The sequence below is a fragment of the Catonella massiliensis genome (assembly GCF_016651435.1).
Classification (GTDB): Bacteria; Bacillota; Clostridia; order Lachnospirales; family Lachnospiraceae; genus Catonella; species Catonella massiliensis.
In genome coordinates this window covers 288159-308246 of sequence record NZ_JAEPRJ010000001.1, presented here as the reverse complement: position 1 = coordinate 308246, position 20088 = coordinate 288159, and the positions used below count along the sequence as shown (strand labels likewise).

The window sequence follows — 20088 nt, the reverse complement described above, 5'->3', positions numbered from 1 at the left end:
CTACCTCGGTAAGTTCCGAATTTATCCGGACATTTATATGGACATTTGTCCTGATAAATTCAAAAAAGTTTCACATACTCGAAAAAATTCCGAATTGATAAAAACTCTCTTTATTCATATTCTCCGTTCAAGTATGCCACAACATATTTTTCCATATTCATATAAAACTCTTCCCAAGGGGCAAGGGGAGTAAAAGTCTCATGTTCCTCGTCAATAGCACAAATCATTTGCTTATGAGGATGCCAAACTATATCGACAACACTGTAATTATCAACTTCTGCCACCAATGACAGTACTTTTTTTCTCTTCCATTTCATCTCTACAGTGTACTGATAAGGATAAAAACGAATAAATTTGCAATACTTGTCATTTGTAATTTCTATCTTTAGTTTGTCTCCTTTAAGAAATTCGACCAAACTATTCGGCAATTTATACTTTTTTAGCACAGTATCCTTGCTTTCAATACTGTGTAAATCTCTTGTTTCGTATTTTGCTAAAAGCTGTATCATTTCTCTGTTATCATTTTTAGCAGCGATGGAATACGGTCTTTCTCCTCGCTTATTTTCAAGGCTTATGTCAGCTCCATGCTGTGCAAGCAAACGGACAATTTCAAGATTATTGCACAGCACGGCTTTTATGATAGGTGTGCTTGTATCGGAGAAAACCGAGTCCGCTTTGTGATAATTTACATCGGCTCCCTTTTCTAAAAAAAGCCTCACCGTTTCAATATCATTATTAAAAGCTGAATATCTTAACATAAGCCCGCCGTATTTAGAGATGGTGATGCCAAGACTCTCCAAAGCATCTATATTTTCTGCCTTATTATCTCCCCAAAAAATCGTTTTCAATAGTTCGGCTTTTTTCTCTTCGTCCATACTTTCCAAATCATTTTTAAACATAAGAACTGTTTCGGCATCGCAACACCTTAGAGCAATTTCAATCGGCTTAGGGTGGAATTTACCTTTGTACGAAGCATTGTTTTCATATAAGTATTTGATTATATCCTTTTTGTTTAAGTACAGTGCCATTTCTAACGGAGTAAATGATTCGGTATATTTTCCCTTTATTTTAATAATCTTGTTGATTTTTTTACCAAGCAGTTTTTTCAATGCTTCTAAATCGTTGTTATAGATTGCTATAATTTCCGAGTCCAGTTCAGATGCATCGAAAGTTCCAAAATGTGCTATTTTATATGTTTCCATAAAATCCTCCGATTGCGATTAAGCATAAGGCATATATCGTCTGCCACCATGACCACTTAAACTTGAGGTCACAATTTGTGACCAGTTCATCTTTCTCATCATCACTTATTTGAAACCTAAAGCTTTCAGGAAATCTACTAATATTTCTTTTTACTGCTTGATTTAATGCTTTAGTTTCAACATTATAAAGATATGCTAAATCTCTATCTATCATTACCTGCCTACCCCTAAAGGTGTAAATCATACTCTGTATTTTCCTATCATCAACCATAACAAGAGCTTTATCCCCTACCATAAATACCTCCACTTTCCCCTTAAATCATTTGAAATCTAATGCAAGTTGGTCTTACCTATTTTGATGTCGCCTTATGTGTGCAGTTCATTTATTTTGAATTTCCACCTACAGCCTTCAAGTAAATCTTTTAATTATGATTTTTTTCTGCCATTAGTTATATGCTATGAAGTTATTATACATATTATAACATTTTTATCATTGAATAGGTACAAAAAAACACATTACAAAAAGATTCTATTATCTTAAAGTTATGTGTTTTTATAATGTTTGATGGTTTAGACAAACTGACCTCAGTGATGCTCCGAATGATAACATTTCAGACTTGCTCCGGCATCCGCTTTGCTACGCCTAACGCGCTCGCTTAGAATTTATCATTCGGAGCTGGCACCATAGATTTATGAAAATAATAATTCGAATATCAAATTAAAGGCAGCCACTACTACCTGCCCCTATGTGGCTGATGCGTTTGTTTTCAATTATTCATCAATTAAACAGCCGGAGCTGATAATACCGCATGGTTCACTGTTTCCACTCTGACTTCGTGCAAGCACTCGTCAATCGTGGACGGCTATTATATAGGCAGGACTAGCACACTTAGCTTTATTGCTTTGCAATTCGCTAAGCGTGAGTCACTGCCAAAAAGCGAGCGCATTAGGTTTTTCGTCAACAGCACCAAATTATAACAACATCTTACAGAAAAACCGGAGCAAGTCTATACATTTATCAGCGAAGGCGTGACTAAGTAATAAAACAAACACATCAGCCCTACAACTTCAAATCTACCACACAATATTTCTACAAAAGCCTCCCACCAAAATGATGGAAGGCTTAAACAACTTAAAATGTTTATTTACAGAAATATTACTCCAGTTCGGGTATGGATAGCTTGAACTGATTGTTTTTCTATGATTTTTAATGAATTTATTATCCATATTTTTCAAAAATCGCTCTCGTTTTTATGCCACTACCAAATTTTCAGAGCCAAAATGGAGCCAAAGATACTCTGTAATATTGCTCTCACATATCAAAAACACTAAGCTGTGCTTGTTTTAATGATTCAACTTTTCTAATCGATATTTTGTCATCTTCTTGAACTTGACTACATAGAATTGGTGACAACGGATCATATTTGGCAGCATTTGTTTCTACGCTTTTTGAACTATAATTAGCATAACAATATGCACATCCATTTTTACATGTATTATAAGCACCTATTTCAACACTTTCAACACATCCGCATTCTATCCGCTGATTTTTATCTTTGGAAACATTGATTTTACATCCAATAATTTTTTCAATCAATTCTCTATCTATGCAACAATTATGAACTATACCACAATCGTCCAAATTTATTTTTTCTGCACAACTTCCAATTTTAATATTATTATCCGCTGCCATTTTGCTTAATTCCTTGGCAAATTCTCTCAGTTCATTATCATTTAATTCATAACTTGACAATCCTTCCATATTTTTTTTATTTTTAGTATATATATCAACAAAACTAATCACGCACTTTTCTGTATATCCATTTAAAGCCTCTGCAATACTTTTAAATGCCTTCAAATGATATTCTTTCGTATATCTATCAGAAAAAAATATAGGATCGTATCTCCAAATCACTTTTTGTTTACCAATTTTCTCAGATAACTCTTGAAATACCGGTATCATTTTTGTTTTTTTACTTGGCAAATTAGCCTCAACATCATTTCCGTATCCAGTTAATGTAAATTGAAAATAATAATTATAATCTTTTATCTCGTCTATTCTCTTTATCATTGGCAACGGATTCTTTGTCCAAAACACTATGCAATCTACAACATCTGGAGTGATTTTTATTTCACTTATCTGATGAGCATTCATAGGATTACGAACATATAAAAATCCTTCTTTTATTCTATTATAGAACCATTCCGAATAATAATTAGGAATATCCGTTCTTCTACTTACGCTTAATATCATCTAATCTACCCTTTCAAACATAATTACCTGATATCTAATATGCCCTACTTTTAAAATGGGCCATCTCCTTAAATATTTCTGACAATCAGATTGGCAATTCATTTTTTGAATCTTATAATTCGCACATTCTATATTTAGATTTTTCACAAATTCCAATGCATCTGGTGGATACTTAAACTCATTATCTAATGTGACAATGCCATTATCACAAACAAAATATGTATATTGAGTATAAGGCTATTTTGTTTTAAACCCATTCTTACCTATCGCTTCGATTAAGCATTTTGTTTTTTGTATATCTCTATCCATACTTCCCTGATCTTCCCTAAGTGATATACAAACAAAAAATCTATCTTTCTGTATCTTCTTTGATAATAAGCTATTTGCCATAACATTCAGTTCACTATCAGAGAACTCACTAATTGACTTCGGGAAAAAATACACATCGGAAATAAATCGACTATTATTTGTGAAAAAATCAGCCGCATTTCTAATTAAATAATGTAATTCATCATTTTGTCTTTGACGAATTTTGTAGTTCCAGTCAATTTTATCTATTCCAACATATCTTATGCTACAATCTATTTTACGCTTCATTTCTAATGCATGTACCAATGGCCGATAATCTATCATCGAACCACATCCTACTGATGTTACCGAAATATTATTAACATCATCCATCTGAGCTAATACATCCAGATACATTCTGCTATATTCAAACGCATAAGCAAACGCATATCTTAATAAATACATCCTGTCTCCCAAGTACTATGCAACTCCAATCCATCCATATCCCTGAACTGCCATATCCACAAAATGGTTCATAAGCAGAGATACCTTAGAATCAAACGCTGCTTTATCATAGCTTTCAGGCAGATCATCATTCAGAGATAGCTCCACCTCATGTTTCAACTTAGCACATGGCTGTTCATCTTTGTACCAATCTACTACTAGAAGGCTACTGCGATTATCCACCAATTTCCTATACAGATTCTTAGCAGATAGCTTTACATTTTGCTCCTCAGCTTGTGTCAACTTCTTTCCTGCAATCAACAAATCATAGATTTCCAGCTCTTCTTCTGTAAGACCTTCTGTATTTGCACGATTATCTTCCTTACGAAGTTCTTCAAGAAGTTTTACCAATTGCTCGTAATAATCCTCGTTTTCAGTTCCACCTGCATTATAGGAATCAATAATATGCTTGAACCTTTCTGAAAATTTTGTTCTTGTACAGTTTTTATTAAGCATCTGTTCGAGTGCTTGCTCAATAAACTCCTTCAAATCGTTGATTTCAATAGCCTTATACTTGGCAAGTTTGATTTCTTTTCGTAGCTGTTCCACATCTACCTTAGAAAGATCAATTGCCTTTGTACCTTTAATCATATACTGTGGTTCTTCACGAACATAGCTGACAAATTCCCGATTTGCGGTCACACTGCCATCCAGTACCTGATTCATTCTCTGTCTTGCACGAGCGATTTTTTCATCATCAATAGCGTGATAAAAAAGACCATGCAGATACACAAGCGGTGCAAACTTATCGCTGCTCCAATTTTTCTCAAAGATTTCCGGCTTTGATGCTTCATAGAGATTCGTCAAAGTATTGAGAATGACTTTGAACTTCTCTTTATTATCATCTTTGGCAACGATAGTGTCATAAGCACTTCTTAATGCATCCAGTTTATCCAGTATATTAGAATCAGCAACTATCTTTTCTAGGTCGATGCTCATTGACCTTAGGAAGGAATCCGCCTCTTCAATAGTAGCGTCAATATAGCCTATTAGCTGGTCAATATCCTTTGCCGGGAATTCTGTTCCATCATCACCGGTGGCATATTCTGTTAATGCCTTCTTCATGTATTTAAACACGTTGACATAATCAACAATGATACCGGCAGTTTTACCCGGATACACTCTGTTGGCATGAGCAATCGCCTGCATTAGGGTATGACCTTTCATCGGCTTGTCCAAGTAGAGTGTAGAAAGATTCTTTACATCAAATCCTGTCAGCCACATCGCACACACGAATACGAGCTGCAACGAATCATTAGGATCTTTGAATCTATCCTCAATATCTCTGCCATCTGGTGTGATTTCTTTCATCTTTGCACGATGCTCAGATATCCGTAAGCCCTGCTTTGCAAACTTGGCTTCTTCATCATTTTCCTCTGAAATGATAACAGCCATTTCAACCTTATTCATATAAGCAAGAATACAAGTGAGCCGATCACGTTCTTCCTTAGTAGAAGCTATATTTCGCTCTTTCATGATGTTCTGCTTTTCTATAGCCCAGTAATGCTGAACCTTATCATACATTTTGACAGCAGTATATTTATCGACAGATATAACCATAGCTTTTCCAAGGAATCCACGTCTTGGGAAGTGATAGGCAATATCCTGTGCAACCTTATCCAGTCTGTCATCACGCTTGATGACCTCTAAAATACGAGAAGATGCGTTTTCTAACAGACGTGTTTCATCCTCGTTTAAATTTTCTTCTTCGATAATGTCCACAATGTCATCATCAAGGAAATCATTCTCAAGCCCAACTTCCGGAACTCGTCTGGAATAGAATAAAGGTACTGTAGAACCGTCTTCAACAGACTGTGCAAAATTATACTCTGATACATAATCTCCAAACCACTGATTTGTAAGACGTTTTGTACCAAGGAGTGGCGTTCCGGTAAATGCAACAAAATTAGCATTCGGAAGTGCGGTTCTCATATTCTCTGCCAAATCCTTATACTGCGTTCTATGTGCTTCATCAACAAGGACAATAATATCGTCACGAGTAGAAAGAACGGGATATTTCTTTGTCTTATCGTATCTGAACTTATGAATCAAAGTAAAGATAAAAGCCTTATTAGTAGTTAGAAATTCTCTTAACTGCTTACTATCCTTAGGCTGGCATTCTTCTTTAGAACCAATAACCTCAGTACGTACGAAGTTCTTATGAATCTGAGTATCCAAATCCTCACGGTCTGTAATAACGAGAAACGAGAAATTACCTTGAATCTTACGCTTCACTTTACGGGCAAACATAACCATAGAATAGGATTTACCTGAACCCTGTGTATGCCAGAAGACACCAAGCTTACCATTAAGCTCTTTTCTGTTTTCCACTGATTCGATTAGGTTATTTACACCTAAGTACTGATGGTTCTTAGCGATAATCTTTATTCTCTGATTTTCAAAGAGAATAAAGTTTTCAATATAGTCAATCAATCTATCTTTGTTAAGAAGACCATCGACAAAATATCTGACTGAGCTGTTCTTTACACTATCTGCCGAGAGAATAGCTTCTCTATCCGGTTTTTCCTTTTCACTGTCAATCTTGAGCCATTCAAAGAAATAGTCATAGCTTGCATTAAATGCACCAAGCTTCGTCTCCAAACCATTTGAAAGTACACAAATCTGATTAAATGCAAAGAGATTCGGAATGTCTCGCATGTAATCTTTCAGATTCTTGTTGTAGGCTTCTTCAACCTTAACAATGCTGTTTTTTAGTTCGATAAACACAAGAGGCATACCATTGATGAAGATAAGGATATCCGGTCTTCTGTAGTAGACCTTCCCCTGAATCCACATCTGCGATACCGCTGTGAAAGTATTATTCTCCGGATGTTCAAAGTCTATCAATTTTACAAAATCAAAGTCCTCTTTTCCGTTTCTGCGAATACTGATTTTTATATTATTACGAATTTGCCTGTATAATTTGTAGTTAGTATCTACAACGTCCGTTCCTGAATAATCTTGCCTTAATGTCTTTACTATCTCTTTAATTTTATCTTCTTCGATAGTTGGATTAATACGCTTAAGAGAAGACAGCATAACATCAGGAAGAACACATTCTTTCTTAAAATCCCTTCCTGTGCCATCATTCAAATCATCACGCTTGCTTGGATCAGCATCACAAATGAGGATATCATATTGAAATGGTTCAGCTTTTAATTTTGAAAGTATAGCCTGTTCTATATCGTCTTCAGATATAAAATTACGCATATGGACCCCTCCTTAAACTTCAAGCTTTCCACTCATTAGGCGTGGTAAGAGCATGTCTCGTTGCTTCTTAAGATTACTATTAATCAATGAGATATTTCGCATCACACTTTCTATCCCAGATGCAATAGAATCAAATTTTTGTATAAGATCCTCATTTGGCATGAACATTTTAAATCCAAATAACTCTTTTTTTGTGACTGATGCAAAAATCGATCCATTACCAATAATATCTTCCTGCTGAAACCGGTTCTTCAACATCCACAACAAATATGCATTATATCCTTTTACAGAATTAATGCCAGCCACACCTCTGCCTAAAATTATTTTATTTAATGTTATGTTGATTCTTCCAACAGGTGCTCGAACACTAAAAATAATACTATTAGCCTCAGCAATGCGATTTCCTTTCGTACTATAGACACCATCAATTAGATAGAAATCGCCATAACTTCCTACGCCTTGATGAAAAGGCAATCCTATGCAATTAGTATTATAGTTTTCAGATTCAGGACTTTGTCCCATAATAATATTGGCAATATCTGAGAGGCTTTCAATTTTCCATCCCTTAGGAATTCCATTTTCAAACTCCACATCCTCATATCCCGGAAATCGAAATCTTACAAACCATTCTTTATATAAATTCTCTGCCATTTGCTCCAACAACTTGATACGCTTGTTGTTGTTTTCGATAAGGTTGTCGTAGGCAGACAGAATATCTGCAATCCTTTTTTGTTCAGCAAAATTATGTGCTTTGAACTTAAATCTAAAAATAGTAGCTAAGGTAATACTTGCTTGATTAGCTGCGCCTTGTCCACGTAAAACACAGTATGTTGAGAATTGATTTGCCTTAAGTGCATAAAATAAATATGTATTATTAAAATCATTATTAGGTATAATTCGAACAATATTTTGGTTGAGATATGCACTATCACACTGGTTCGGTACTCTTACAACTTTTCCAACAATTGAATTGGGATTATTTTCCCACGATCCTACCGTTTGAATTAAAATATCATTAGTTTTCAGAATAAATTTATCATACCTATCGTCTGGTGCTAAATATACTGCATCAACATCACTAATAGAGTCTAATGTAAAATCCGTTACTCGAACAACCATTACACCTTCGTCAGTATATTCACTGCTTTTGAACGCATATCCTTTGTTATACTTAACAATATCGCCTAATTTTACTTCTCTTGTCTCCATATCACTCACCCAGTAACCCTTTCAGATTATTTGCGATGAGTTCTTCAAGTTCTCTTGCCTCAGCAATTAATGAAGTGAACTCGGCGTTCAAGGATAACATTTCTTCCTTAAACTCTTCCTCGGTTAATCCATCATCTTCAATGACTACTCCGACATAACGTCCTGCATTAAGAGAATAGTCCTGATCAATGATACCGTCTTCACCATGCAGCGGTGCCACCTTACAAAGACCGATAACATCAGCATATACACCATCTGGGAATCTTTCTGTCAACCAGTCAATCTGTGATTGCCAATATGTTTTTGTAAGAACTTCTTTGTCATCAGAAGTTTCCGGTGCATCAGCAAGTTCTATTTTGTATTCATCAATCAAATCTACAAGTGCCTGTGTATCTCCGTGATAAAGCTTTGTGATAACGCCAAGATTTTTAATCTGCTCCTCAGAGAACTTTCTGTGAGCACGATCCACCTGTGTAAATACATTTCTTGCATCTATAAATAAGATTTGATTTTTCTTCTCAGTATTTGGCTTCTGCTTATCAAAGAACCAAAGAGTTGCAGGAAGGGTAACTGATGAGAACATATTAGAAGGAAGGGTCACCATCTGAGAGATGATTCCTTCTTCAATCATTTTCTTTCTAATATCATATTCTGAACCGGATGCATCAGATGCAGAATTAGCCATAACAAGTGCTGCCTTACCGTTCTCATTTAAGGCAGTGGCAAAGTAGCCAATCCACAAATAGTTTGCGTTAGGCACAGTTTCTTTCTTGTCAGATTTTTTCTTTGTTGAATTACTCTTATTTCGTGGTACCCCGTATGTGTTGAAACGTGCATCATCAGAAACCTTATCAACAACAACTTCATCTACGTTGAATGGAGGATTTGCCATTACATAATCGAATTGTCCGAATGCATTATATGGATCAGAATAAAATGAGTTGGCTTCTGTGATATCGCCACGTACATTGTTGAGAAGCAAATTCATCTTAGCAAGTTTAACAGTGTCAGGCTCTTTCTCAACACCATAGCAACGGAACTTCATTTGCTCGCTTTCGCTGGCGTTGTGATCATGCATGTATCTTGCAGCCTGAACGAACATACCCCCGGAACCGCAGGCCGGGTCTAAGAATTTCTTTTCGCCCGGCTGTGGATTCAATACTTCAACCATATATCTAACAACTGTCGCAGGAGTATAGAATGTTCCTCCATCCTTACCTTCTGCAAGTGCGAAGTTCCCTAAGAAATATTCATAGATTTCACCGAAGATATCGATTGTACTATTTTCCGGAATATCTTTGAAAATACGTACGATATTAGATAGAAGCTCCGGCTCTTCTTCCGGTACTAACTGTGCGTAAACTTCTTTTGGAAGTACACCATCCATTTTAGGATTCTCATCCTCAATGGCTTCCATAGCTTTCTTTACAAGAGTAGCCTTGTTTGCATCGTCCGGTGCATTGTTTATAAAGTCGTAGTAAGCACACTCAGGGAGATAGAAGCCACATTTCTCGATGGAAATCTCTTTCATAGATTTTTCCATACGTCCACCTTTAAGACGGTTGTATTCTGCTTCAATTTCTTCTTTATGTTGTTTATATAAGATGTCGGCATATCTCAGAAAGATAAGTCCTAGAATAGGCTGACCATATTTATTTGCTGCTAAATGTGCACTTGCACGAAGAACATCGGCAGAGTGCCATAGAGTGTCTTTTAATTCTTTTAGTTCCTTGTCAGTCATTGCATTAAAACTCCTTTACTTTTTATCAGGAATAATTTCTGCTATATAATCAAAAGTACAGCCAAGCGCTGTACATATTTTTACTAAAGACTCCACACGGATATCTTCATTTTTTCCCATATGTGCCATTACATTTGTTGTGATTTTTGATTTCTGAATCAACTCTGTTTTACTCATATCCAAGTCAATGAGCATCTTCCAAAGTTTTTTATAGCTTACATACATTTCAGTCCTCCAAATTGCCATTATCTTAGCAACAATATCAAAAAATAGTATACTACTAATTAGTCTATCTTTCAATGTTGAATTGAAGTTCTCAATCCAGCAAGAGCGAGGATTTTCAATATAATAAAAAAATCACCCAAAGAATTGTTCTACAGGTGACCCATTTCTAAACTTTACAAGCATTTTGCAAGCACAAATATCACAAAACGGCTGTTTCAAAGCTATTCATAATCTTAATACTCATATCTACTGCAACTGCACTATTAAGAACTGCTGAAAGCATAGCTATACCCTGCTCCGTAAAAACATACGGAAGTTTTCGCCTGCCACCTCTACCTTTGTTTGATATCGCATTTTGCGATATCAAAAATTGATATTCCTCAGCAGTTAATTGGAACATAAACTGTACTGGAAATCTATCAATGTTTCTTTTTACTTGCTTATTTAGGCGTCCTGTATTAACCTGATACAACCTGGTAAGGTCACTATCTATCATTACCTGCCTACCCCTAAATGTGTAAATCATACTCTGTATTTCCCTATTATCAACCATAACAAGTGCTTTATCCCCTACCATAATACCTCCATTTTCCCCTTAATTCATTTACATTATGACACTAATTATGTCTTATCTATTTTGAATTTTCAACCTACAGCCTTCAAGCATGTCTTTTAATTCTGATTTTTATCTTACTAAGTGACGCTCCTACCTTTTTGCATTGCTCATAGGCTTAGCTGCTTCGCAATGCGCCTCTGAGCAACGCAAAAACGGAGCTGATGCCCGATATTATCGCACCTTACCTAAAAGACTGTCTATCAAGTCCTGCTCTTCTAACTTCGTAATTCCAAAGCTCTTCTTCCCAGCATCTTTGATAGATGCTCCTACATGGTAAACCTCTGTTCTATCTATGATAATAAATCTGTCATGAAAATCTTCATTTATTTTCACTGTAAGCTTAGGGTACTGTGAATTGAACTTAGTAACATCCTTCTTCGTAAGATTTCCTTTCCCTGATGTGACAATCATTACATCAACTTGCTTTCTTTTTTTGCTAAGGATATTTAGAGTATTCACATCCACATAGTTGTCTATCAGTATGAGCTCTTTTTCAGCCTTTTCTACAATTTCCACCATAAGGCTGAACGCATCATATATCTGACCGTTAAAAAAGATTTTCTGTTTCACCTCTTTTGTTGTGGCTATATAGTCAAAGACTTCTTCCAACTTCTTATCTGTTTCCAATTGCTTTAACTCAACTCTATCAAGACGAGCAAACATTTCATTATTTGATATAAGAAACTTACGCATTTCTACAAAAGCTCTCATTATATTTATACTTGCTTTAGCTGCTACTTCACTTTTAAGAACTGACGAAAGCATTGCAATTCCCTGTTCTGTAAAAACATAAGGAAGATATCTTCTACCACCTGAACCATTTTCATTTTTTGAGGTGACATTTTGGCACCTCAAAATCTCATATTCTTCTTTTGACAACTGAAAACAGAAATCTTCTGGAAATCTTTCAGCATTCCTATTTCTCTGCCTATTTAAATATTTAGTTTCTACCTGATAAAGCATAGCAAGGTCACTGTCAAGCATTACCTGACTACCCCTAAAGGTATAAATCATACTCTGTATTTCTTTATTATGAACTATGACAAGATTTTTATCCTCTGCCATAAATACCTCCATGTTTTTACTTGAAGTCACAAAATGATACCTCAAGTCTGATAAAATAACTTAACCATCATCCAGACTGTTCTTATCCACTTCTGTCTGAATCCCTTCTACCCCATCCTTCTCTACCGAAGCAATAAGCTGTTCAGTACGGGCAAGCCTCTCACTGGCACTATCTCTTTCTGGAGCTTTTTTGTCAAATAAATATGCACTGTCGTCTAAAATATCTACTATTATAGAGCATAAAATGGCATACCGCAATGACATTTCAGCAAAAGATACAAATATCAAAGAGAGCTATTCCCGGAACAAAAAGCGCCGTGGCAAATCAAAGTATCTGCTTACTATCGGTGCTATGGTAGGAAAGGAGAATCCAATTCCTGCAAAAATTGTTTGTGTAAGGAACATAGCTTATCCTATGATGCACTAACAGCCCACATAGCTATTTTGCTTACCTGATATATGTTAATTGCAATGGCGCAACGTCAAAATGAAGATCAGAGAACCCTTGGCGAGCTGTTCTTCTTCCTTGTCGATGAAATAGCAGACATTACTTTCAGCAGATCACTTGGCATCCTGATGGATACCTTGATGGCAAGCCTTCAGGTAATCTTGAAGCTCAGTGATGAGCAATTGACTGCTTTTACTGCTGATTTTGAAGCAAGACTACCTGAATATCTGCGTAATGCGCTCCATCCAGAGGCGCCAGTGGCATAAAGAAATCAATGTAAAGTTTTATAGAAAAGGTATATCCGCTAAGATTCCACCAGATATAAAATAAGCACAGGAAAAGCACATAGCTGAAAGATTTTTGGTCTTAAAGTTATGTGCTTTCACTATATAATTTACTGAATTAGCCCGACAGACAGGGATTTACCTCTACAAACGATATATCATCAGTCCATCGATAATACCACACTTTTGAAATCCATATTTTTCAGCTATCCGAATACTACTTTTTTGTTCAGGTACACATTCAATCACTACCTGTTTACCTGAGTTTCTAGCTTTTTCTATCATACCTGATGTCAAGCAAGATGCAATCCCTAGCCCCCAAAAGGAAGGTTCTAAAACCCATCCAATCTCGACACTCTCTGAATCGTAATCATGATAAATCACATATCCGATGAAGTCGTTATCTTTTTCAACTGCGTATATCAATGGTGTCTCAGAAAGACCGGATCGAAAGAGGAATTGCTCGGTCTGCTCTTTTGTGTAGGGTGCTTCGAGATATTGCATTACTTTCGAATTCGACAAAAGTTTGTAAAGCGGTTCCAAATCACTGACTGTCATTTTTCTAATTCTTATATTCATTCATACTCCACAACTTCTAATCTACCATTCTCTATTTTCCACAAAAGCCTCCCACCATAAAAGACGGAAGGCTTTTAACCTTTGTACCTATCTTATTACCCTTCGGTCAATAAGTATCGCTCGCAAAGCTCGCTCAATTCAACAACTCCCTTTTGAACCTATCTTTTCAGCTTTTCAGTATCAAAACAGTATCATTTAGAGAATTTTACTACTTCAAAAGCGCCAAATCCGTGTATTTCCAAGCGTTTTATAACAGTAACATATTTGCTTCTCCTACTCGAGCTCTTCTGAACATCGGTCATTTTCCATACATTACATCCCTTTCTGCACTACATTAAAACCTTTTTTCATTCTGGTACTGTCTGGTACACACTGTTTTTGCTCTTTTATCCCAGAAATAACCCGTGCCTCGTTTATATCCCGTCACAGGCTTTTAGCTATTTTATACACATTAGCTGATATATTTTTCATAAATTTAATCAATATCCAAATCTTCTTCAAAATATTGGAGAGTTGAATACTGTACAAGTCTCTGATTTACAGGCTTACTCAAATCCTGCTTTGCTTCTTTATATTTTTTAATGTACTTTTGCATTTTACACTTAATCTTGTAGTCTTTTCCTCGCAAAGCATCAAACTCTTTCTGTCTTAAATGTGGTTCTATATTCATATCAATATAGCTTTCCTTTTTAATTACAACCGCCTTTGAAAAATCAACTCCGCAATGATTAGCTTTATCAGTCCACAAAACATGGGGATGGTTTATACCAGACCTCAAAGGTATCGCAAATTGAACACCATCTATCTCAACACAAACCTGAATATATGGTCTGTTATGCTTTTGCTCCATTTCTGGATATTCGGTTGCAGTATATATACTATAAAATTCATTTGATAAAAATACAAACCTCTTCTTAGCCATCTTTTCTCCTATGATAAAAACAACCCCTGTAAACAGGAGTTGTCTTCTCAGTGAGCTTTTCTTTTATTTTACTTGGTCACGCTCTATGACCAAATCTTCTATTGAGCTTTCTTTATACTCACGCTCTATGAGTTTTATCTAGTAACAGAATAGCATATAAATTATATTATGTCAAGCTTATCCTATGCTGCACTAACAGCCCACATAGCTATTGTGCTTACCAGATATATGTTAATTGCAATGGAACGACGTCAAAATGAAAATCAGAGAACCCTTGGCGAGTTGTTCTTCTTCCTTGTCGATGAAATAGCAGACATTACTTTCAGCAGATCACTTGGCATTCTGATGGATACCTTGATGGCAATCCTTCAGGTAATCTTGAAGCAAAACGATGAGCAATTGACTGCTTTTACTGCTGATTTTGAATCAAGACTACCTGAATATCTGCGTAATGCGCTCCATCCAGAGGCTGCAGTGGCATAAAGAAAGCACTGTAAAGTTTTATAGAAAAGGTATATCCGCTAAGATTCCACCAGATATAAAATAAGCACAGAAAAAGCACATAGCTGAAAGATTTTTGGTCTTAAAGTCATGTGCTTTGTTTTCACACTATTCGATAATTTAAACAAGCTTGGATTTAACTAACTAAAAATTCAAACACACGCTTGTTAAAATCATTCGCTTCTTCATATGCAGCATGTCCGAATTTTTTATACATATAAAGTTCACTGCCCTTAATCTGCTCATGCATTTCATAAGAGGCCATTGGACCGACAACTTGATCAGCCTCTCCTCCAATAATTAGCGTCGGACAAATAATTTTTTTAAGATCATTAAAGCAATCGAAATTCAATATCGCATTAGCATTAATCAAAAATCTATCATAGTTCTTCGGCTTTCCAATCCATCCAATTACAGGATATATTTTCCGATACTTTTTTAGATACGCTTCGGAATAGCTCTTTTCCGCTGTATTAATCATCAGTTGCTTATGGTTCTGTAGCTTTGCCAAGCCTATCCATGATTCAACAACAGAATGGACTATATCATTAGCATTTGGTGCAGAGACTGCAATTACGAGCCTATCTATCAAATCAGCGTGATTGATTGCGAGATATTGTGCTATCATTCCACCTTCAGATACACCTAAGACAGATGCTTTTTCAATACTCAGTTTTCTCATTGCCTCAGCCTGATCATCCGCCATTTCCTTAATTGAATAGTTGTCTGGCAGATTATTTTTTCTGCTGAACATAAACAAAGTATAGTCTTTGAAGAACAACTTATATGGTATAGCCAGCAGAAGAGCTTTTCCGTCCACAGTAGCTAATCCGTCGGATAAACCCGGTAGAAGAATCAATACTTTTTTTCCTAAACCAAATGAAACATAACTCATTTTCGTGTTACCAATAGGAATTGTACCGTTCTTCGCATTCCAAATCATTCAACAGTCCTCCATTAAATTTTAATTTGTAGGGCTAAAATAAGTTACAAAGTAGACGCAAAAACTGATAAATGTCCAGACTCGCTCCGGCATCCGCTTCGCTACGCCTAACGCGCTCGCTTAGGCATTATCAGTTTTTGCTGTTATCTTACCACACAGTGACGCTCCGAATGATAACATTTCAGACTCGCTCCGGCCTCCGCTTCGCTCCGCCTAATACGCTCGCTTAGAATTTATCATTCGGAGCTGATACCTTAAATTTATATAAATAACAACCGATTACCAAATTAAAGGTAGCCACTACCACCTGCCCCCCCCCATGTGGCTGATGTGTTTGTTTGTGACGACTTATCAATCAAATAGCCGGAACTAATAATGCCTAAGCGAGCGCATCAGGTTTTTCGTCAACAAAGCCATATTACAACTGCATCTTACAGAAAAACCGGAGCGAGTCTGGACATTTATTAGTGGAGGCGTAACTTAGCGTGGAAAACAAATCCATCAGCTCGACAAATTTGAATTTGTGACTCTATATCCACAAAATCCTCCCACCAAAATGATGGGAGGTTGCTAACATAAATATATTTAATTTTATCTACTCGAGCTCTATCGTTCCAGGAGGTTTACTTGTGATATCATACAGTACCCTGTTAACTCCCCTGACCTCGTTGATTATCCTGCTTACTACCTTCTGAAGTACTGCCCAAGGTATCTCGCTGGCTTCGGCTGTCATGAAGTCGGTGGTATCTACTGCTCTTAGAGCAATGGCATAGTCGTAGGTTCTTTCATCACCCATTACGCCTACTGAACGCATATTGGTGAGGGCTGCAAAGTACTGTCCTATAGACTTGTCAAGGCCTGCATTGGCTATCTCTTCTCTGTAGATTGCATCTGCATCCTGAACTATCTTAACCTTCTCTGCTGTCACCTCTCCTATTATTCTTATACCAAGACCTGGGCCTGGGAATGGCTGGCGGAATACAAGACGCTCAGGTATGCCAAGTTCAAGCCCTACCTTTCTTACCTCATCCTTGAAAAGATTGCGAAGTGGCTCGATAATTTCCTTAAAGTCCACATAGTCAGGAAGTCCGCCTACATTGTGGTGTGACTTGATGACTACAGACTCACCGCCTACACCGCTCTCTACTACGTCAGGATAGATGGTTCCCTGTACCAGGTAGTCAACTGTTCCTATTTTCTTAGCCTCTTCTTCAAATACTCGGATGAATTCCTCACCTATTATCTTACGCTTAGCCTCAGGCTCAGTAACTCCTGCAAGCTTGTCGTAGAATCTCTGCTGTGCATTTACTCTTATAAAGTTCAGCTCATAGCTGCCATTTGGCCCAAATACAGCCTCTACCTCGTCTCCTTCATTTTTACGAAGTAAGCCATGGTCTACAAATACGCAGGTAAGCTGCTTACCTACTGCCTTTGAAAGAAGGACTGCAGCCACAGAGGAGTCAACTCCACCTGAGAGTGCACAAAGCACCTTCCCGTCTCCAACTCTTTCTTTGATTTCCTTTACGCTGTTTTCCACAAATGCAGACATCTTCCAGTCGCCTACGCAGCCACAGATATTATGAACGAAGTTAGAAAGCATTTCTTTGCCGTACTCTGTATGGAGAACTTCAGGGTGGAACTGGATGCCATAAAGCCCTTCTTCTACATTTTCAATGGCTGCATTGGCTGTAGATGCAGTGTGGGCAATAGACTTAAATCCATCTCCAAGCTTTGAAATATAGTCAAAATGGCTCATCCACACTACCGACTTCTCAGGTATTCCTGCAAAAAGCTTTGAAGAAGTATCAAAGACTGTCTCTGTCTTTCCATACTCTCTATGTTCTGCCTTTTCAACCTTGCCACCAAGTACATGGCTCATAAGCTGAGCACCGTAGCAAAGTCCAAGCACAGGGATGCCAAGCTTAAATAACTCCTCTCCACAGGTAGCCGCATTTTCCTCGTATACACTGCTAGGACCTCCTGTAAGTATGATACCCTTAGGGTTCATTTCCTTTATCTTAGATAATTCTGTCTTGTAAGAATATATTTCACAATAAACATTGGCTTCACGCACTCTTCTTGCAACCAGCTGGTTGTACTGTCCGCCAAAATCAATTACTACAACTAATTCTTTTTTCACTTATGGCTCCTTTCGAGGTAGTTATTAAAATCTATAAAAAATATAACATAAAACCCTACATTATTCAATGTAATAAAGCAAATACCTATGATGATTAATTAACTTGTCTTATCATCTTAATTACATAGCAAATCCACAAGCAACATATTCGGCGCCTTACATATAAGCACTAATATATTAGCTTGTGGATTATTTTTTATTTCTCCGCCCTATTATTTTACCGATTGCATACCTGTTCTTCTATACAATTAAGTCTAATTTAAGTGTAACTTTTACACTCATTATTTCTTGTAATAAGCATTAATGAAAATTCCCAATTCAAATCACAGTTATACCGCAAATTATGCATCCTTTAAGAATGCCTTGTAACCAAGGTAAGCCTCGTAAATATCAGCCTTGCAGCTTATCTCCCAAGGTGCATGCATATTCATAACCGCAACACCCGAGTCAATGACCTCCATATTGTAAGCAGCTGCTATGTAGGCGATGGTTCCGCCACCGCCCTGGTCTACCTTGCCAAGCTCCGCGGTCTGGAAGGTAACATTGTTGTCCTTCATTATCTTTCTTATAGCTGCCATGTATTCTGCAGAAGCCTCATTGCTTCCACTCTTACCACGAGAGCCTGTATATTTATTAAATACAATACCTTTACCAAAATAAGCGGTATTCTTCTTCTCATTTACCCCAGGGTAGTTTGGATCAAAGGCTGCACTTACATCTGATGAAAGCATACGGGAATTGGCAAGAGCTCTTCTAAGAGCAAGCTCATTGTACTCTCCCACAAGGTTCATAACCTCAGCCACTACATTTTCAAAGAATCTTGATTCCATACCTGTGGCACCTACGCTGCCTATTTCTTCCTTGTCCACAAGGAGACAGCAGGCTGTCTTAGAAGGTGCAGGTGCATCAAGAATAGCTTTAAGAGAAGTATAAGCACATACCCTGTCATCCTGTCCATAGCCCATAATCATACTGCTGTCAAGACCATAGTGCTTAGCCTTTCCTGCAGGAACTATTTCAAGGTCTGCGGAAATAAAATCCTCTTCTTCTATTCCGTACTTGTCCTTTAATATCTTAAGAATATTAGCCTTTACAGCCTCTTTTTCTTCTCCCTTAAGAGGCATGCTTCCAAGCATTACATTGAGGTCTTCTCCCTCGACCACCTTGGCCGCTGTCTTTTGCATCTGGTCAGCCGAAAGATGGATGAGTAGGTCTGTAATACCGATTACAGGACCTTCTTCTTCCTCACCGATACAGATATTTACGGCTTTTCCATCTTCCTTTACAACTACGCCGTGAATTGCAAGAGGAAGTGTTACCCACTGGTACTTCTTGATTCCGCCGTAATAATGTGTATCAAGCATTGCAATTTCAGTATCCTCATAAAGAGGCACCTGCTTGGCATCTATTCTAGGTGAGTCTATATGGGCACAGAGGATATTAAGGCCCTCCACCATAGGCTTCTTGCCGATAACAAAGAGTGCAATTGCCCTGCCCATATTTGACATATAGACCTTGTCGCCTGCTTTTAACTTTTTCTTCTTTCCAATGAAGTCAGCAAGATTCTTATATCCTGCTTTCTCTGCCTGTCTGATTGACTCATCCACACATTCTCTCTCTGTTTTGCAGTCAGAAATGAACTGTCTGTATGTCTCACTAAGTGCAAAGCAGGCGTCAAGTGCCTTCTTATCGTACTTTTCCCAAGCGCTCTGCCTTATCTCCTTAGTCTTCTTCTCTGCCTTCTTATCCGTCTTCTTTTCTGCCTTCTTTACTGCCATTTTGTCTCCTTTCAATCCTCTTATATTAATCCAAAGAGCTGGATTTTACACCTTTTCTTTCAATTTTGCTCCCATAGCCTTTTAGGGCTATGCCATTAATCCACCTTGCAATTATCCCTAAAATATGCTATATTATTGGAGAAGAGAGTACCTGTGAACAGGTTTACTCCCTAAGAGTT

General features: G+C 37.1%; 16 protein-coding genes and 2 pseudogenes. 2 read left to right on the top strand and 16 right to left on the bottom strand.

Annotation, left to right across the window (positions count from 1 at the left end; all coding sequences use genetic code 11):
• Positions 1-110: 110 nt before the first annotated feature.
• From JJN12_RS01320 to JJN12_RS01270, 11 genes are all read right to left on the bottom strand, one after another.
• Positions 111-1202, bottom strand: a complete 1092-nt coding sequence (locus tag JJN12_RS01320) for an ankyrin repeat domain-containing protein (RefSeq protein ID WP_208428001.1) — start codon at positions 1200-1202, stop codon at positions 111-113.
• Positions 1189-1497 (bottom strand): ORF6N domain-containing protein, encoded by a 309-nt coding sequence (locus JJN12_RS01315; protein ID WP_236013621.1) that lies wholly within the window; start codon positions 1495-1497, stop codon positions 1189-1191. The genes JJN12_RS01320 and JJN12_RS01315 overlap by 14 nt, the downstream gene beginning before the upstream one ends.
• 1017 nt (positions 1498-2514) lie before the next feature.
• The gene (locus JJN12_RS01310) at positions 2515-3456 is read right to left on the bottom strand and encodes a DUF1848 domain-containing protein (protein ID WP_208428000.1); all 942 of its coding nucleotides are present in this window, start codon (positions 3454-3456) and stop codon (positions 2515-2517) included.
• A gap of 237 nt (positions 3457-3693) precedes the next feature.
• Positions 3694-4209 carry a hypothetical protein gene (locus JJN12_RS01305; RefSeq protein WP_208427999.1) on the bottom strand — a complete coding sequence of 172 codons (516 nt, stop codon included), beginning with the start codon at positions 4207-4209 and terminating at the stop codon, positions 3694-3696.
• Between the two features lie 15 nt (positions 4210-4224).
• A complete protein-coding gene (locus tag JJN12_RS01300; protein ID WP_208427998.1) occupies positions 4225-7458 on the bottom strand; it encodes a type I restriction endonuclease subunit R in 3234 nt (1077 codons plus the stop codon).
• 12 nt (positions 7459-7470) lie between these two features.
• Positions 7471-8667 (bottom strand): restriction endonuclease subunit S, encoded by a 1197-nt coding sequence (locus tag JJN12_RS01295; RefSeq protein WP_208427997.1) that lies wholly within the window; start codon positions 8665-8667, stop codon positions 7471-7473.
• A 1-nt stretch (position 8668) separates the two neighbouring features.
• The gene (locus JJN12_RS01290; RefSeq protein ID WP_208427996.1) at positions 8669-10408 is read right to left on the bottom strand and encodes a type I restriction-modification system subunit M; all 1740 of its coding nucleotides are present in this window, start codon (positions 10406-10408) and stop codon (positions 8669-8671) included.
• 15 nt (positions 10409-10423) lie between these two features.
• Positions 10424-10633 carry a helix-turn-helix domain-containing protein gene (locus tag JJN12_RS01285; RefSeq protein ID WP_208427995.1) on the bottom strand — a complete coding sequence of 70 codons (210 nt, stop codon included), beginning with the start codon at positions 10631-10633 and terminating at the stop codon, positions 10424-10426.
• Positions 10634-10832: 199 nt separating this feature from the next.
• Entirely contained in the window at positions 10833-11210 is a 378-nt protein-coding gene (locus tag JJN12_RS01280; RefSeq protein ID WP_208427994.1) for an ORF6N domain-containing protein, read from the bottom strand.
• Between the two features lie 210 nt (positions 11211-11420).
• The gene (locus JJN12_RS01275; RefSeq protein ID WP_208427993.1) at positions 11421-12314 is read right to left on the bottom strand and encodes an ORF6N domain-containing protein; all 894 of its coding nucleotides are present in this window, start codon (positions 12312-12314) and stop codon (positions 11421-11423) included.
• Between the two features lie 60 nt (positions 12315-12374).
• Positions 12375-12572, bottom strand: coding sequence for a hypothetical protein (locus JJN12_RS01270; protein WP_208427992.1), 198 nt, complete (start codon positions 12570-12572; stop codon positions 12375-12377).
• A gap of 22 nt (positions 12573-12594) precedes the next feature.
• On the opposite strand from JJN12_RS01270, the pseudogene JJN12_RS14755 reads away from it, so the two are divergent.
• Positions 12595-13028: pseudogene (locus JJN12_RS14755) on the top strand (IS4 family transposase); the annotation flags it as partial.
• Positions 13029-13190: 162 nt separating this feature from the next.
• On the opposite strand, the gene JJN12_RS01255 reads toward JJN12_RS14755, so the two are convergent.
• Both JJN12_RS01255 and tenpIN read right to left on the bottom strand, forming a co-directional pair.
• Positions 13191-13625 (bottom strand): GNAT family N-acetyltransferase, encoded by a 435-nt coding sequence (locus tag JJN12_RS01255; protein ID WP_208427990.1) that lies wholly within the window; start codon positions 13623-13625, stop codon positions 13191-13193.
• A gap of 475 nt (positions 13626-14100) precedes the next feature.
• The gene (gene tenpIN, locus JJN12_RS01250; protein WP_208427989.1) at positions 14101-14547 is read right to left on the bottom strand and encodes a type III toxin-antitoxin system TenpIN family toxin; all 447 of its coding nucleotides are present in this window, start codon (positions 14545-14547) and stop codon (positions 14101-14103) included.
• Positions 14548-14721: 174 nt separating this feature from the next.
• Between tenpIN and JJN12_RS01245 the strand changes: the two are divergent.
• A pseudogene (locus JJN12_RS01245) lies at positions 14722-15030 on the top strand (IS4 family transposase); the annotation flags it as partial.
• Between the two features lie 154 nt (positions 15031-15184).
• Here JJN12_RS01245 and JJN12_RS01240 read toward each other — a convergent pair.
• The 3 genes from JJN12_RS01240 to JJN12_RS01230 form a co-directional block, all read right to left on the bottom strand.
• A complete protein-coding gene (locus JJN12_RS01240) occupies positions 15185-15991 on the bottom strand; it encodes an alpha/beta fold hydrolase (protein WP_208427987.1) in 807 nt (268 codons plus the stop codon).
• Between the two features lie 595 nt (positions 15992-16586).
• Positions 16587-18131 (bottom strand): glutamine-hydrolyzing GMP synthase, encoded by a 1545-nt coding sequence (guaA, locus tag JJN12_RS01235; RefSeq protein WP_208427986.1) that lies wholly within the window; start codon positions 18129-18131, stop codon positions 16587-16589.
• Between the two features lie 341 nt (positions 18132-18472).
• A complete protein-coding gene (locus JJN12_RS01230; protein WP_208427985.1) occupies positions 18473-19909 on the bottom strand; it encodes an aminopeptidase in 1437 nt (478 codons plus the stop codon).
• Positions 19910-20088: the final 179 nt, after the last annotated feature.